13 protein-coding genes are annotated in these 13,800 nt (G+C 61.0%); 7 read left to right on the forward strand and 6 right to left on the reverse strand.

Translation table 11 applies throughout. From position 1 onward, the window contains the following. The first annotated feature begins 113 nt into the window (after positions 1-113). On the forward strand, positions 114-866 hold the full coding sequence (locus tag V6L81_RS03905; protein ID WP_094999700.1) for a hypothetical protein: 753 nt from the start codon (positions 114-116) through the stop codon (positions 864-866). A gap of 19 nt (positions 867-885) precedes the next feature. Here the strand turns inward: V6L81_RS03905 and V6L81_RS03910 are convergent, their stop codons facing one another. Continuing rightward, a complete protein-coding gene (locus tag V6L81_RS03910) occupies positions 886-1,827 on the reverse strand; it encodes an alpha/beta hydrolase (protein ID WP_133144103.1) in 942 nt (313 codons plus the stop codon). 108 nt (positions 1,828-1,935) lie between these two features. Between V6L81_RS03910 and V6L81_RS03915 the strand changes: the two genes are divergently transcribed. Together V6L81_RS03915 and V6L81_RS03920 are read left to right on the forward strand one after the other, a co-directional pair. Beyond that, positions 1,936-2,520, forward strand: coding sequence for a DUF6436 domain-containing protein (locus tag V6L81_RS03915; RefSeq protein ID WP_095017876.1), 585 nt, complete (start codon positions 1,936-1,938; stop codon positions 2,518-2,520). A 40-nt stretch (positions 2,521-2,560) separates the two neighbouring features. Next, positions 2,561-4,942: a penicillin acylase family protein gene (locus V6L81_RS03920; protein ID WP_338660491.1), complete on the forward strand. Its 2,382-nt coding sequence runs from the start codon at positions 2,561-2,563 to the stop codon at positions 4,940-4,942. 133 nt (positions 4,943-5,075) lie between these two features. On the opposite strand, the gene ubiA is transcribed toward V6L81_RS03920, so the two are convergent. Then, positions 5,076-5,966 (reverse strand): 4-hydroxybenzoate octaprenyltransferase, encoded by an 891-nt coding sequence (ubiA, locus tag V6L81_RS03925; protein ID WP_153326733.1) that lies wholly within the window; start codon positions 5,964-5,966, stop codon positions 5,076-5,078. Next, a complete protein-coding gene (locus V6L81_RS03930; protein ID WP_338660492.1) occupies positions 5,966-6,529 on the reverse strand; it encodes a chorismate lyase in 564 nt (187 codons plus the stop codon). The genes ubiA and V6L81_RS03930 overlap by 1 nt, the downstream gene beginning before the upstream one ends. 203 nt (positions 6,530-6,732) lie before the next feature. Here V6L81_RS03930 and V6L81_RS03935 point away from each other — a divergent pair, with 203 nt between their 5' ends. The 4 genes from V6L81_RS03935 to V6L81_RS03950 all read left to right on the forward strand — a co-directional run bounded on the left by V6L81_RS03935 (position 6,733) and on the right by V6L81_RS03950 (position 9,125). Further along, positions 6,733-6,900, forward strand: coding sequence for a rubredoxin (locus tag V6L81_RS03935; protein ID WP_003437744.1), 168 nt, complete (start codon positions 6,733-6,735; stop codon positions 6,898-6,900). Positions 6,901-6,940: 40 nt separating this feature from the next. Further along, positions 6,941-8,089, forward strand: coding sequence for an NAD(P)/FAD-dependent oxidoreductase (locus tag V6L81_RS03940; RefSeq protein WP_095038484.1), 1,149 nt, complete (start codon positions 6,941-6,943; stop codon positions 8,087-8,089). A 189-nt stretch (positions 8,090-8,278) separates the two neighbouring features. Beyond that, complete coding sequence (locus tag V6L81_RS03945) at positions 8,279-8,554, forward strand: HU family DNA-binding protein (protein WP_016782719.1); 276 nt, start codon at positions 8,279-8,281, stop codon at positions 8,552-8,554. Between the two features lie 190 nt (positions 8,555-8,744). After that, positions 8,745-9,125 carry a helicase gene (locus V6L81_RS03950; protein ID WP_094999708.1) on the forward strand — a complete coding sequence of 127 codons (381 nt, stop codon included), beginning with the start codon at positions 8,745-8,747 and terminating at the stop codon, positions 9,123-9,125. Between the two features lie 134 nt (positions 9,126-9,259). Here the strand turns inward: V6L81_RS03950 and V6L81_RS03955 are convergent, their stop codons facing one another. The 3 genes from V6L81_RS03955 to V6L81_RS03965 form a co-directional block, all read right to left on the reverse strand. Further along, positions 9,260-10,654: an aminoacyl-tRNA deacylase and HDOD domain-containing protein gene (locus V6L81_RS03955; protein ID WP_198417411.1), complete on the reverse strand. Its 1,395-nt coding sequence runs from the start codon at positions 10,652-10,654 to the stop codon at positions 9,260-9,262. Positions 10,655-10,729: 75 nt separating this feature from the next. After that, entirely contained in the window at positions 10,730-12,805 is a 2,076-nt protein-coding gene (gene recG / locus V6L81_RS03960; protein WP_094999710.1) for an ATP-dependent DNA helicase RecG, read from the reverse strand. A gap of 11 nt (positions 12,806-12,816) precedes the next feature. After that, positions 12,817-13,737: a hydrogen peroxide-inducible genes activator gene (locus V6L81_RS03965; RefSeq protein WP_094999711.1), complete on the reverse strand. Its 921-nt coding sequence runs from the start codon at positions 13,735-13,737 to the stop codon at positions 12,817-12,819. Positions 13,738-13,800: the final 63 nt, after the last annotated feature.

Raw genomic sequence — 13,800 nt, forward strand, 5'->3', positions numbered from 1 at the left:
GGCAATGTCGAAATAAATCACCTGCACGCTTTAATGCCCATATGAGCAAGACGAATTCTCGACAAGTCCTACGCCACACCCGGACAATAGCGCCCTGCAGACAGGAGCCCCTCATGCGCCGCTTGTTTTTACTGTTAATGATGTTTTGTACGTTACCCGCATGGGCAGACAACCTTGATGATCTGTTTACGGTCGCCGGCTGGCCGCAACAACGTGAGCACTTCAATGATGCGCTGGGCGCTGCTCAGGAGCGTTATCGCAACAATTTGCCGCCAGCGGTCTACCAGGCGTTGGTCAACAACAGTAGCCAGCGTTTTGCACCTGCGGCGATGGATAAGCGGGCCAAGGAACAGATGCGTAGCAACTTGCCTGATCCGAAGCCGGCGCTGGTGTTTTTCCGCTCGCCATTGGGCGGCAAAATTGTCGCCGCCGAGCTGTTGGCCACGCGCCGCGATCAATTGGCCATGCATGCGCAGGGCCTGCCGCGCATGGACGCCGACGCTACCCGCCAGTTGCTGATCAATCATTTGTCTCGCGCACTGCCTGCCCGTGAAGCCGGGGCCGAAGTCAGCCTGGCGATTGCCGGTGTTGCCGCGGACAGCTTGAGTTCGATGATCCCGGGGCTACTGGGTGGCGGGCAAGCGCAGAGCATGTTGAACGGGCAGCGCCAGCGGTTGATGGATCAGATCGGCGGCGAGCTGGATAACACCTTGCTCTACGTGTATCGCGATCTGTCTGACCCGGAGCTGGAAGAGTTCGTTACCTTTGCGCAATCGCCTGAAGGCAAGACCTATTATCAAGCAGCCCTGGCAGCGGTTCGCGCCGGGCTGGCAGTGGGGCAAAGCACTGCCAACCTGAACCCATAGGACAGCGCCCTTCAGGGTCTCAGAAATACTTGTCCAGAAAAGCGAAATATCGCTCACGTATCTCGGGCGTTTCATTCGCCAGATGGTGCCGGGCTTCAGGCAACAGCAGTGTCTGCGGCTGATTGAACTTGGCCTTGAGCACCTCAAGGTTATGCTGCCAATCCACCGTTTTATCGTCCTGGCCCTGAATCACCAGCGGCTGCCGCGCACTCGGTGCCGCGCCTTCAATTCGCGGGATCCAGCGCGCCAGGGCACCCACCCAGGCCGTCGGCAAGCGCACCGGTTGCAGAGGGTCGGCTTGCAGAAACGGCAAAAAAGCCGGGTCGTTGGAGTTTTCGCTAAAACGCCGGGCAATGCCTTTGACGAACGGGCGCAGCAGGTAGTAGCTGAGTTTCGACCAGCTCCAGCCCTTGGGTCGCACCAGGGGCGAAAGCAGTATTGCCTGGCCCTGTGCCGGGCTTTGCGCACCGCAGCGCAACAGGTGATCGAGCACAATCGCTCCCCCCGTGCTTTGCCCGCACAGATGCCAGGGCTGCGGCAACTGCAATGATTGCGCTTCGATAAACAGGCCTTGCAGCACCGCCTGGTACCGCGCGAAATCGTCGATACTGGCCCGCTCGCCACTGGACAGCCCGTGCCCCGGCAGATCACAGGCGATCACTACAAATCCGTGGTCCAGCCCCCATTCGATCACATGCCGGTAAAGCCCCATATGATCGTAAAACCCGTGAATCACAAACAAGGTCGCCACGGGTGACGAGGCTGGCCACCACACCTGACTGACGATCTCGTAACCCCCCGCAGTGAAGCGCCCCAACTGACGTTTGACTGGCGCCTGACGATGGGGAAAATCCAGACCGTAATAACGCTGATACGCCAGGGCTTCACTCGATAACGGCTGGCCCGCAGCCAGCGGCTGCAGGCTGGCGCGCAAGGAATCGGGAGAAAACAGGGCAGGCATAGAGGCTTCCAGACAGGGCGCAGGCGCGCAAAACAGGCTTTATAGACCTTCAATATTCATCTGTCAGGTCAAGCATGGCAAGCTACGCGGCCTTCAAGGAGCTTTCCAATGCCGGTGCCCCCGTTCAAAACCCTGTTGGCCTGCCTGCTGACGCTGATCTGCGCGGTGGGGTTGTGGACGGCCTACGACTGGTTCCAGGGCCGCTATATCCGTGCCTTCAGTGATCAGGCCGCTTTGTTCTCCGGAGATGTACTGAGCCTGCCCGCCGAACTGTCGGGTCCGGGTGCCATTCGCGTGGTGCACTTCTGGGACCCGGCGTGCCCCTGCAACGTTGGCAACCAGCAGCACCTCAGCGAGCTGCTGGCTCATTACGCGCCCCAAGGCGTCGAATTCTACTCACTGCAAAAGCCCGGCACTCACGGTCAATTACCCGCCACCCTGGGCGCGATCAAGGCGCTGGCCAGCCTGCCCGGCGCCGAGCATCTGAGTGCCAGCCCGGCCGTGGCCATCTGGGACCGCAGTGGCCAACTGGCCTACTTTGGCCCCTACAGCGAAGGGGCCACCTGCAACGCCAGCAACAGTTTCATAGAACCCATCCTGCAAGCCCTGAGCGAAGGTCGCCCGGTCAAGGCCACCCATACCATGGCGGTGGGCTGTTACTGCTCCTGGCAAGATAAAAGCGCCGCCCACTGATATCGCCCCGGCGCGTACGACCAGAACAAGGAGTTGCTTCATGAATCGCAGCCTGACCGTTATCGCCGTTGCCATTGTCGTCCTTGCAGGCGGCGGGGCCTGGTACGTGCAGAGCAAACTGCCCGTACGCCAGGGGCAAGTGGCGCTTGCAGCGTTGCAGGGGCCGGTCACGGTGCGTTATGACGAGCGCGGTGTGCCGCATATTCGTGCAGGCAACCAGGCGGATATGTACCGGGCCCTGGGCTACGTTCAGGCACAAGACCGGCTGTTTCAGATGGAGATCATGCGCCGCCTCGCCCGGGGCGAACTGGCCGAGGTGCTGGGCCCCAAGCTGGTCGATACCGACAAGCTGTTTCGCAGCCTGCGCATCCGTGAGCGGGCTGCGAGTTACTTGACTGAGCTGGATCACCAGTCCCCGTCATTTCTGGCCTTGCAGGCTTACCTGGACGGGATCAATCAATACCAGGCCAACAACCCCAAACCCGTGGAGTTCGACCTGCTGGGCATCGCCCCCCGGCCCTTTACCGGCGAAGATACCATCAGTGTCGCCGGCTACATGGCTTACAGCTTTGCCGCCGGCTTTCGTACCGAACCGCTGCTGACCTATATACGTGACCAACTGGGCAGCGATTACCTGAAAATCTTCGACCTCGACTGGCAGCCCCAGGGCGTATTGTCTCCTGCACTGGCGGCCAGCGACTGGGAAACCCTGGGGGCGCTGGCCCAACTGAGCGATCAGGCCCTGAGCCAGGCGGGCTTGCCGCAGTTTGAAGGCAGCAACGCCTGGGTGGTGTCAGGCAAACGCACACAAAGTGGCAAGCCACTGCTGGCGGGTGACCCGCATATCCGTTTTGCGGCACCGTCTGTGTGGTACGAAGCGCAGCTGTCGGCACCGGATTTCGACCTGTATGGCTACCATCAGGCGCTGGTGCCGTTCGCTTTTCTGGGCAACAACCCCGATTTTGGCTGGAGCCTGACCATGTTCCAGAACGACGACCTGGACCTGATCGCGGAAAAGACCAACCCCGCCAACCCCAACCAGGTGTGGTACTACGGCCAGTGGGTCGACATGACCCGCAGCGAGCAACAGATTGCCGTCAAGGGCGAGGCGCCGGTGACCCTCACCCTGCGCCAGTCACCCCACGGGCCGATTATCAATGACGTGCTGGGCGCCACGGCGGGCAACACGCCGATTGCCATGTGGTGGGGCTTTCTGGAAACGAAAAATCCGATCCTCGAAGGCTTCTACCAGCTCAACCGCGCCGACACCCTGAGCAGGGCGCGTACGGCAGCGACGTTTATTCAGGCGCCGGGGCTGAACCTGGTGTGGGCAAACGCCAAGGGGGATATCGGATGGTGGGCAGCAGCGCAGTTGCCCAAACGCCCGGCGGGGGTCAACCCGGCATTCATCCTCGATGGCAGCACCTCACAGGCCGATAAAGACGGTTTTTACCCGTTCAGCGCCAACCCCCAGGAAGAAAACCCGGCGCGGGGCTATATCGTGTCGGCCAACTTTCAGCCGCTGTCGCCTGCCGGCATCGAGATTCCCGGTTATTACAACCTGGCCGATCGCGGCCAGCAGCTTGATCGCCAGCTCAGCGATGCCAGCGTGAAGTGGAACCTGAAAAACAGCCAGGCCTTGCAGTTGGGGACTGCCACGGGCTACGCGCAGCGTGTGCTCAAGCCCCTGTTGCCGGTGCTGCGCGAAGTGGTCACGGACCCGGGCGAACGCAAACTGGTGGAGCAACTGGCACAGTGGAAGGGCGATTATCCGCTGGACTCAACTGCGGCGACCTTGTTCAACCAGTTTTTGTACAGCCTCACAGAGGCCACCATGCGCGACAAACTGGGCGACAGTTTTTTTGATGCCATGCTGACTACGCGTGTGATCGATGCTGCCTTGCCGCGCCTTGCGGCCAGCCCGGATTCACTGTGGTGGGACAACCGCAGCACCGCGCGCACAGAAACCCGCGCCGATACGGTCAAGGTGGCGTGGCAGGCCAGCATCGCCCATTTGAAGGCCACCCTGGGTGACGACCCCGGGCAATGGCGCTGGGGCGTGGCCCACACCCTGACCCATGAACACCCGCTGGGGCGGCAAAAGCCCCTGGACTGGCTGCTCAACGTCGGCCCCTTCGCCGCCCCCGGCGGCCACGAAGTGCCCAACAACCTCAGCGCCAAACTGGGCAATGCCCCGTGGCCAGTGAGCTACGGCCCGTCTACCCGGCGCCTGATCGACTTTGCCGAGCCGTCCCACGGGCTGACCATCAACCCGGTCGGGCAAAGTGGCGTGCCGTTCGACAAGCACTACCGCGACCAGGCCGAGTCCTACATCGAGGGTGATTACGACAAACCGCATATGGACGAAAACGAAATCCAGCTCAATACCCGCAGCACCTTGCGGCTGGTGCCAGCGGGGTAAGGCCGATGTGGGAGCGGGCTTGCTCGCGACTGGATCGTCGCGGTCTTGCAGCGCCACCGCGCTGTCCGCATCGCGAGCAAGCCCGCTCCCACACGGGTTGGGTCAGCGTTGAAAAAACTCGCGGGGCAGGGGCTCAAGCCACCGCATAATTGAGCACGATCCCCACAAAAATCGCCAACCCTGCCCAGTGGTTGTGCAGGAAGGCCTTGAAGCAGCGCTGCGGATCACGGTCGCGGGTGTACCAGAATTCCCACACAAAACAGCCCGCCGCCGCCAGCAGGCCAAGGTGGAACCAGCCGCCCAGCTCAAAGTGCGACCCTGCCAGCAGCAGGCAACCCAGGGCCAGACCCTGCAGGCTGAGGATGATCACGCGGTCGGCATCGCCAAACAGGATGGCAGTGGATTTAACCCCGATCTTGAGATCATCTTCGCGGTCGGTCATGGCGTAGTAGGTGTCGTAGGCCACTGTCCACAGCAGGTTGGCGATGTACAGCAGCCAGGCCGCAGCAGGCAGGCTGCCGGTCTCGGCCGTAAAGGCCATCGGTATGCCCCACGAGAACGCTGCGCCCAGCACCACTTGCGGGTAGTAGGTGTAGCGCTTCATGAACGGGTAAGTGGCCGCCAGTGCCAGCGCGCCAAATGAAAGCCAGATGGTCGGAGCATTGGTGCACAGCACCAGCAGGAAGCTGACCCCCATCAACAGCGCAAAGAACACCAGGGCTTCTTTGCTGCTGATTTTGCCACTGGCCATAGGCCGTTGTTCTGTTCGTTTGACATGACCATCCACCTTGCGGTCGGCAAAGTCGTTGATCACGCAGCCGGCAGCACGGGTCAACACCACGCCTAAGACAAAAATCAGCAGGTTACCCACCGAGGGTACGCCTTTGGCGGCCACCCACAATGCCCACAAGGTCGGCCACAGCAGCAGGTAGATGCCGATGGGCTTGTCCATGCGGGTCAGCTGGATAAAGTCCCAGGCACGGGGGTTGAAACGGTTGAGTGATTTGAGCAGGCGCGTGTACATCAATTGTTCTCCGACCGGGCACCGAGGGCGGCCCACAGTTTGGGTAAAAACACTTCGGCCACCAGCACGCTCAGTTTGCCACGCACAAAGCGCGAGCGGCGTGCCCACAGGTGATCGACCTGATCAACCTGCGGCAACCAGTTACGCGGGTAATGGCACACCTGCAGGGCTCCGCGCTCAAAGGCCTGGTCGCTGAACAGCAACTCCCCCAGCGAGCGGTTGCCCAGTTCGTCCATGTTCAGGCCACCCTCTTGCAGTGAGCTTTTACCCGCGACACTGCGTGCAAACACCCAAGGCTCACCGTGCCCGCGCAAATACACTTCGCGCACCCAGCCCTGAACGCCTTCAGGCAGGTCCAACGCAGCGCATTCATCCGGGCGCAGTACTTGCCAACCTTCATAAAGTGGAAGCACGCTGAAGGCATTATCTGAAATTGCAGTGAGACGCCGAGTCAGAGAGCCCTCGTCAAATAGCCAGTCCAGGGTCTGTGTGTCAGGCAGCGCAGGAAGTTGGCCTTGTTCAAGCCATACAGGGGGGATAAGCGGAGAAGTTATGTGCGGCACGGTGGGTCATAATTGGCAGCCATTGAGGTCGGCGAGCTTATCACGCGGATCCTCGAATGAGCGTCCAAGGGACTTTTGCCCGTATTGGTGCTTGCATCTGCGGGTGGTCATCAGTACAAAACGCCCTGAATTTGACGAGTAACACGGCGCCTGTTGATAAGTCCGTGGCCTTGTCCAAGCCTGAACCTTTAGGAAATACCCAGATGAAGAAGTGGCAATGCATTGTATGTGGACTGATTTATAACGAAGCCGACGGCTGGCCGGATGATGGCATCGCCCCCGGTACCCTGTGGCAGGACGTACCTGAAGACTGGCTGTGCCCGGATTGTGGCGTCGGTAAAATGGATTTCGAGATGATTGAAATCAACTGATCAACCCTTTTAAAACCTGATTCAACTTCTGGAGATTGGCATGAACGCACCTGTCGTGATCGTTGGCACCGGGCTGGCCGGCTATAACCTGGCCCGTGAGTTTCGCAAGCTGGACAGCGAAACCCCGCTGCTGTTGATCACCTCCGATGACGGGCGCTCTTACTCCAAGCCAATGCTGTCTACCGGCTTTGGCAAAAACAAAGAGGCTGACGGCCTGAGCATGGCCACGCCCGAGGCGATGGCCGAGCAGCTCAAGGCCCAGGTGCGTATCCATACCCGCATCAGCGGTATCGACCCGGGCCACAAGCAATTGTGGATCGGTGAAGAGGCGGTGCCCTATCGTGACCTGGTGCTGGCCTGGGGTGCGCAAACGGTGCAGGTCCCGGTGGAGGGCGACGCCCAGGATGCGATCTTCCCGATCAATGACCTGGAAGACTACGCGCGTTTTCGCGCAGCTGCCGCAGGTAAACGCCGCGTCTTGATCCTGGGCGCCGGGCTGATCGGCTGCGAATTTGCCAACGATCTGATCGCAGGCGGTTATGAGGTCGATCTGGTCGCGCCCTGCGAGCAAGTGATGCCAACCCTTTTACACCCCGCTGCTGCAGCGGCGGTGCAGGCTGGCCTCGAAAGCCTGGGCGCACGCTTTCATCTGGGCCCGGTGTTGACCCGCCTGCAACGTACCGACAGCGGCCTCGAGGCGCATTTGTCGGATGGCAGTGTCGTTCCGTGCGATGTGGTGGTGTCCGCCATCGGTTTGCGCCCTCGCATTGATATGGCCGCCGCTGCGGGGATCAAGGTCAATCGCGGGGTTGAGGTGGATCGTCATCTTAAAACCTCTCACTCCCATATCTACGCGCTGGGCGATTGTGCCGAGGTCGACGGCCTTAACCTGCTGTATGTGATGCCGTTGATGAGTTGCGCCCGGGCGCTGGCGCAAACCCTGGCAGGCAACCCGACCGCGGTCAGTTACGGAGCCATGCCCATTACGGTGAAAACCCCGGTTTGCCCGCTGGTGGTGTCACCTGTGCCGCGTGGCTATGAGGGTGTGTGGACCGTGGAAGGCCAGGGCGCCGATATCAAGGCGCTGTGCCGCGACGCAGACGGCAAGTTGCTCGGTTATGCGCTGACGGGTGAGGCTGTTCGAGAAAAACTCGCGCTAAACAAAGAGCTGCCTGCACTTTTGGCGTAAAAGCGGCTCATTCTGTCGCATATGCCATTGCCTTGACTCAACAAAGCCTGTGCAGAGGCTGGCGCCGACCTTGGTCGCGTGCCATTCTCACACGGGTCTGCCGCAGTTTAGAGCCTGCGGCGCCTTGGGCGCTGTTCCGTAGAGAGCAGCACGGACATAACAACAAAAAACCGTCAATGAGGCTTCATCATGCGTAAACCCGATCTCGCCGCAGCTATCGCTGAAAAGGCTGACCTAACCAAAGAACAAGCCAACCGCGTTCTCAATGCGGTGCTGGAAGAAATCACCCAGGCCCTGCATCGCAAGGACAGCGTTACGCTGGTCGGCTTTGGCACCTTTATCCAGCGCCACCGCGGTGCCCGTACGGGGCAAAACCCGCAAACCGGTCAGCCGGTCACCATCAAGGCCAGCAACACGGTGGCGTTCAAACCGGGCAAATTCCTCAAGGACAGCGTGAATCCTTAAGGCACGGGCTACATGAAGAATGGGCAAGCTGGCCTTGCCAGCGGCCCGTTCTTGAGAAAACACGGGCCGATTGTGCGGCCATAAGTGGCAAAACCTAGCCCATCTACGCCTAACTCTGCAGAAATATGGCGTTCTTCGCTCAAATCGTTACACTGCGCCGGCCATTTTTTATTTCCCCGAGGCCGCGTACATGAAATTTCGTTTTCTGCTCTGGATGCTGGGCTTTTTGATGGGCAAAGCCAGCCGCAACAATCCTGCTTTCCAGCAACAATTGGTGGACAAGGATCTGGTGTTCCAGCTGCAAACCCTCGACGGCAAAGTGGCCCGTCATTTCAAGGTCAAAGACCAGCGCATCACCAGCCACGGCGGCCTGTACCCCGAGCCGGCGTTTGCCATCGCCTTTAAAGATGCCGCCTACGGCTTCGCTACGCTGCAGGCGAAGAACAAGCAACTGGCGTTCATGACAGGGATTCAGGACAAGTCGATTCAGATCAAGGGCAACCCGGCGCTGGTGATCTGGTTCCAGGGCCTGACCAAGTACCTCAAGCCGCGTAAAAAGGCCAAGGCTTAAGATCAAGAGCCCCTCACCCTAGCCCTCTCCCAGAGGGAGAGGGAACTGACCGCGCGCGATTTCAAGAACACCGACAATCAGCTCCCTCACCCTCTGGGAGAGGGATGGGGTGAGGGGCTTGTGCTTTTAGTTATTCAAGCCTGACCGAACTGCGCCGCCATCTCGCGCAGCAACACTTCAGCCTCCAATACTTTGCCCACCACCGCCTCAGCCTTTTCTCGTGGCACGCCAAGACGCTCGAACAACGCATCCGGCAACGGCGCACACGCACCGTGACCGACTCCACGGCTGCGCAGCAAGCCCAGCGCCACACACACCAGGTTCGGATACTGCGCATCCACCCCCACATAAGCCGGGTCGTGTTGATAGCGTACGGCAATCGCCAACTCATCCGGCATCCCCCAAAAGCGCATCAGCCAGGCGCCCATCTGTTCACGGCTGATACCCAACAGGTGCTGCTCGATCAGGCTGTGGCTGACGTGGGGGTTTACCTCAAGATGCCGGCAGATCAGCGAAAAATGCGGCGGAAATACATGGGCCAGCAGCAGGTAACCAAAATTGTGCAGCAACCCGCCCAGGTAAGTCATGCCGACTTCGGGGCGCTGCTCCCGAGGCATGGCCCGGGTCAGCCCTTCAATCACCGCCGCGGTGTAGATCGACTGCTGCCAGTAAGGAGTGCTCGATTGCGGATGGTCCTTGGGCAGGCTCAGGGTTTTGCCCAGCGACAGGCTGAGTGCCAGGTTGATCACCAGATCAACCCCCAGCACGCGCACAATGGCGTCTTCGACCGAGCGAATCTTGCTCTGCGAGGCGTAAAACGATGACGAGGCCCAGCTCATGACCTGCGCCGCCAGCGCCGGGTCAGTTTCCACCACGCTGGTGATTTCATCGATGGTCACGTCAGGGTCGGAGCGCAGCCGCATGATTCTGCGCACGCTCTCGGACAGCGGTGGCAGTTCGATGGTGGCCTCCAGCCGCTGCTGGATGCGCCGCGCCGTGAAGGCCTGCACTGCCCGGGTGATGGCCTCGCCATCGTCCCCGCCGAGATCAGGTGTGATGGCGCCCAAAGGCTCGCCAAAACGGCCGGCGCTGGCGTTTTTGAGCAGGGGTTTGAAGTCTTGCTGGGCAATCTCCAGCCACAGGCCCGGTTCACCCGTGCTGATTAGCAGCGAGGGTTGTTGCAGCAAGTGTTCTTCGTACAGGCAGGGCGAGTTGACCAGCGCCGGCAAGCCCGGCAGCTGGCTCAGGCCATGCTTGTCCAGCAAGACCTGCAGGCGCTCCGGCGCAACGGCGGTCATGCGCCGCCCGGTCAAGTCGGCCAGACGGTTCAGATCAAGTAAATGATTCTGGGTGAACAGCACCAGCAGGGGACCGATCGAATCGTCGAGCAGTACGGCGTGCACCTTGCGCGCAGGGTCGAGCTCCGGGTGATCCGGGACTTTGCGATAGGCAACAGCCAGGTCACCGAGCAAGCGCCCGATAACGGACGGCGTGCTCGCAGCAACAAGGGCACTGGCAACTTCAGTCATGGTCTGCATCCGTTCTGTACAACTTGATTTTGATTAGCTCTTGATCGGCCGCCGGGCCATTTACTGAATGGTCTTTTACACCTGACCATATTGCTGACCGTGGCGCAGCCAGCGATCAAGCAGGGGGCTGACATGGCTCGGCCAGCGTTCGATCAACGCCTGGGCGGCCTCGCGCACGGCGGGTAGCAGGTCGGCATCGCGCATCAGGTCGGCGACCTTGAATTGCAGAAGACCGGTCTGGCGGGTGCCGAGCATTTCGCCGGGGCCGCGCAGTTCGAGGTCTTTTTCGGCGATCACAAAGCCATCGTTGGTCTCGCGCATGATGCCCAGGCGCTGACGGCCGATTTGTGACAGCGGCGGGTGATACAGCAGCACGCAATGGCTGACGGCGCTGCCCCGGCCCACGCGACCGCGCAACTGGTGCAGCTGGGACAGGCCGAGGCGCTCGGGGTTTTCGATGATCATCAAGCTTGAGTTGGGCACGTCGACGCCCACCTCAATCACCGTGGTGGCCACGAGCAATTGCAGCTCGCCAGCCTTGAAGCGCGCCATGACTTCGGCTTTTTCAGCGGGCTTCATTCGCCCGTGAATCAACCCGACGCGCAGCTCACCCAAGGCGCTGGAGAGGTCTTCAAAGGTGGTTTCGGCAGCCTGGCAGGTCATTTCTTCCGACTCTTCGATCAGGGTGCACACCCAATACGCCTGGCGCCCTTCAGCGCAGGCGGCGCGCACCCGCTCGATCACTTCGAGACGCCGCGTATCGACCACCAGTACCGTATTAACCGGAGTACGGCCCGGCGGCAGCTCGTCGAGGATCGAGGTGTCGAGGTCGGCATAGGCGCTCATGGCCAGGGTGCGCGGGATCGGCGTGGCAGTCATGATCAGCTGGTGCGGGCACATCACTCCGCCCACGCCCTTGTTGCGCAGGGCCAGACGTTGCTGCACGCCAAAGCGGTGCTGTTCGTCGATGATCACCAGCGCCAGGTTCTTGAACTGCACGTTGTCCTGGAACAGAGCATGGGTACCGACCACCATCGGTACGCCGCTGGCGATTTGCTCCAGCGCACTGACCCGGGCCTTGCCCTTGAGCTTGCCGGCCAGCCACGCCACTTCAAGGCCCAAAGGCTCGAGCCAGCGCTTGAAGTTGATGAAGTGCTGCTCGGCGAGGATTTCCGTGGGGGCCATCAGGGCAACCTGATAACCCGCCTCAAGTGCTTGTAACGCTGCCATGGCCGCAACCACGGTCTTGCCGGAGCCCACGTCGCCCTGAATCAGGCGCAACATGGGTTCGGGCTGACTGAGGTCGTAGGCAATCTCGTTGCCAACCCGGGTCTGCGCGCCCGTCGGCGGGAAACCCAGATTGGCGAGGAACTGCACTGGCAGTTTTTTCGCCTTGGGCAACGCCGGGGCTTGTTGTGAACGCAGGCTCTCGCGCAGTCGCTGTTGCGACAGCTGGTGAGTCAGCAGCTCCTCAAAGGCCAGGCGGTGCTGGGCCCAGTGATGGCCCAGGGCGAGTTCTTCAACATCAGCATTGGCAGGCGGCTGATGCAGATAGCGAATGGCTTCATCCAGCGGGGCCAGTTGATAGTCCTTGGCCAGCTCCGGCGGCAACCAGTCGGGCAGGCTGCGCGGGCCGAGCATGGCCAGGCTTTGCTGGCTGAGCTGACGCAGGCGCTGTTGGGTCAGGCCTTCGGTGGTGGGGTAGATGGGCGTCAGCGTGGTGTCGACAGGTGGCGGTTCGTCGCCGGTAATGGCGCGGTATTCGGGATGGTAGATCTCCAGCCCCGAAGCGCCGGGGCGGGCTTCGCCATAGCAGCGCACTTCGGTGCCACGTTTGAGGCTTTCCTTCTGCGCATTGCTGAAGTGGTAGAAGCGCAGACTCAGGCCGCCGGTGCCATCGTTGATGCGCACCAGCAAGCTGCGGCGCTTGCCCATGACCACGTCGGCGCCAATGACCCGGCCCTCGACAACGGCATCCTGACCGGGGCGCAAAGCGCCAATCGGGACAACGCGGGTGCGGTCCTGATAGCGCAACGGCAAATGGAACAGCACGTCCTGGACGTTTTCCAGTCCGACCTTGGCCAATTTTTCGGCCATGGCCTCACCGACGCCCTTGAGCGCGGTGACCGACACTTTCGACAACTCGGTCATTGCAGTGGCACTTAGGTCGCGGCAGGCGGCTTGGCCACCGAGCACAGGCGGATCGAGTCTGCGAGGATTTCAATCGCCTTTGGCCGCGGGAAGCTGGCGCGCCAGGCGATGGCAACGGTGCGGAACGGTACCGGCGGGGTCAGCGGACGCACAGCCAGGATGCCCGGGGCATAGTGATGACTGTCGACAGCCGACAACGGCAGAATCGAGATACCCAGGCCGGAAGCGACCATGTGGCGGATGGTTTCCAGCGAGCTGGATTCGACCGTAGTGTGCATGGCGCCATCATTGCCTTTGGCCACAGTCGGGCAGGCTTCCAGCACCTGATCGCGGAAGCAGTGACCTTCGCCCAGCAACAGCAGGCTCTTGTCGTTGAGCAGGCTGGCGTCGATGGTGTCTTTTTTGGTCCACGGGTGCTCGCTGGGCATGAGCACGTAAAACGGCTCGTCATACAGCGGCATGGTCAGCACGTCGGCTTCCTGGAACGGCAGGGCGATGATGATTGCATCCAGCTCGCCGTTGCGCAGTTTGTCGCGCAGCACATGGGTGAAGTTTTCTTCGATATACAACGGCATCTGCGGGGCAACCCGGTGCAGTTGCGGGATCAGATGCGGGAACAGATACGGACCCACGGTATAGATCGCGCCTACTTTAAGCGGAGCGGTCAGCTGGTTCTTGCCGGCCTGAGCCAGTTCGCGAATGCCCTGGGCCTGCTCCAGCACCTTTTGCGCCTGGGCCACGATGGCTTCGCCCACGGGGGTTACACGCACGGCACTTTTGCTGCGCTCGAAAATCAGCACACCGAGTTCGTCTTCCAGTTTTTTCACACCCACCGACAGGGTCGGCTGGCTGACATGGCAGCGCTCGGCGGCGTGGCCGAAGTGCTGCTCTTGGGCGAGGGTAACGATGTAGCGTAATTCTGTAAGCGTCATAGCGTGCGTCCCTGTGGTTGCGGGCCAAGCATAGCGGCTGCAATCGATAGACGCACGTTATCA

The sequence above is a fragment of the Pseudomonas bubulae genome (assembly GCF_037023725.1).
GTDB classification, from domain to species: domain Bacteria; phylum Pseudomonadota; class Gammaproteobacteria; order Pseudomonadales; family Pseudomonadaceae; genus Aquipseudomonas; species Aquipseudomonas bubulae.

Coding starts and splice junctions, on each gene's coding strand:
- V6L81_RS03905 (WP_094999700.1), top strand. CDS start 114: ATGCGCCGCTTGTTTTTACTGTTAATGATGTTTTGTACGTTACCCGCA.
- V6L81_RS03910 (WP_133144103.1), bottom strand. CDS start 1,827: ATGCCTGCCCTGTTTTCTCCCGATTCCTTGCGCGCCAGCCTGCAGCCG.
- V6L81_RS03915 (WP_095017876.1), top strand. CDS start 1,936: ATGCCGGTGCCCCCGTTCAAAACCCTGTTGGCCTGCCTGCTGACGCTG.
- V6L81_RS03920 (WP_338660491.1), top strand. CDS start 2,561: ATGAATCGCAGCCTGACCGTTATCGCCGTTGCCATTGTCGTCCTTGCA.
- ubiA (WP_153326733.1), bottom strand. CDS start 5,966: ATGTACACGCGCCTGCTCAAATCACTCAACCGTTTCAACCCCCGTGCC.
- V6L81_RS03935 (WP_003437744.1), top strand. CDS start 6,733: ATGAAGAAGTGGCAATGCATTGTATGTGGACTGATTTATAACGAAGCC.
- V6L81_RS03940 (WP_095038484.1), top strand. CDS start 6,941: ATGAACGCACCTGTCGTGATCGTTGGCACCGGGCTGGCCGGCTATAAC.
- V6L81_RS03945 (WP_016782719.1), top strand. CDS start 8,279: ATGCGTAAACCCGATCTCGCCGCAGCTATCGCTGAAAAGGCTGACCTA.
- V6L81_RS03950 (WP_094999708.1), top strand. CDS start 8,745: ATGAAATTTCGTTTTCTGCTCTGGATGCTGGGCTTTTTGATGGGCAAA.
- V6L81_RS03955 (WP_198417411.1), bottom strand. CDS start 10,654: ATGACTGAAGTTGCCAGTGCCCTTGTTGCTGCGAGCACGCCGTCCGTT.
- recG (WP_094999710.1), bottom strand. CDS start 12,805: ATGACCGAGTTGTCGAAAGTGTCGGTCACCGCGCTCAAGGGCGTCGGT.
- V6L81_RS03965 (WP_094999711.1), bottom strand. CDS start 13,737: ATGACGCTTACAGAATTACGCTACATCGTTACCCTCGCCCAAGAGCAG.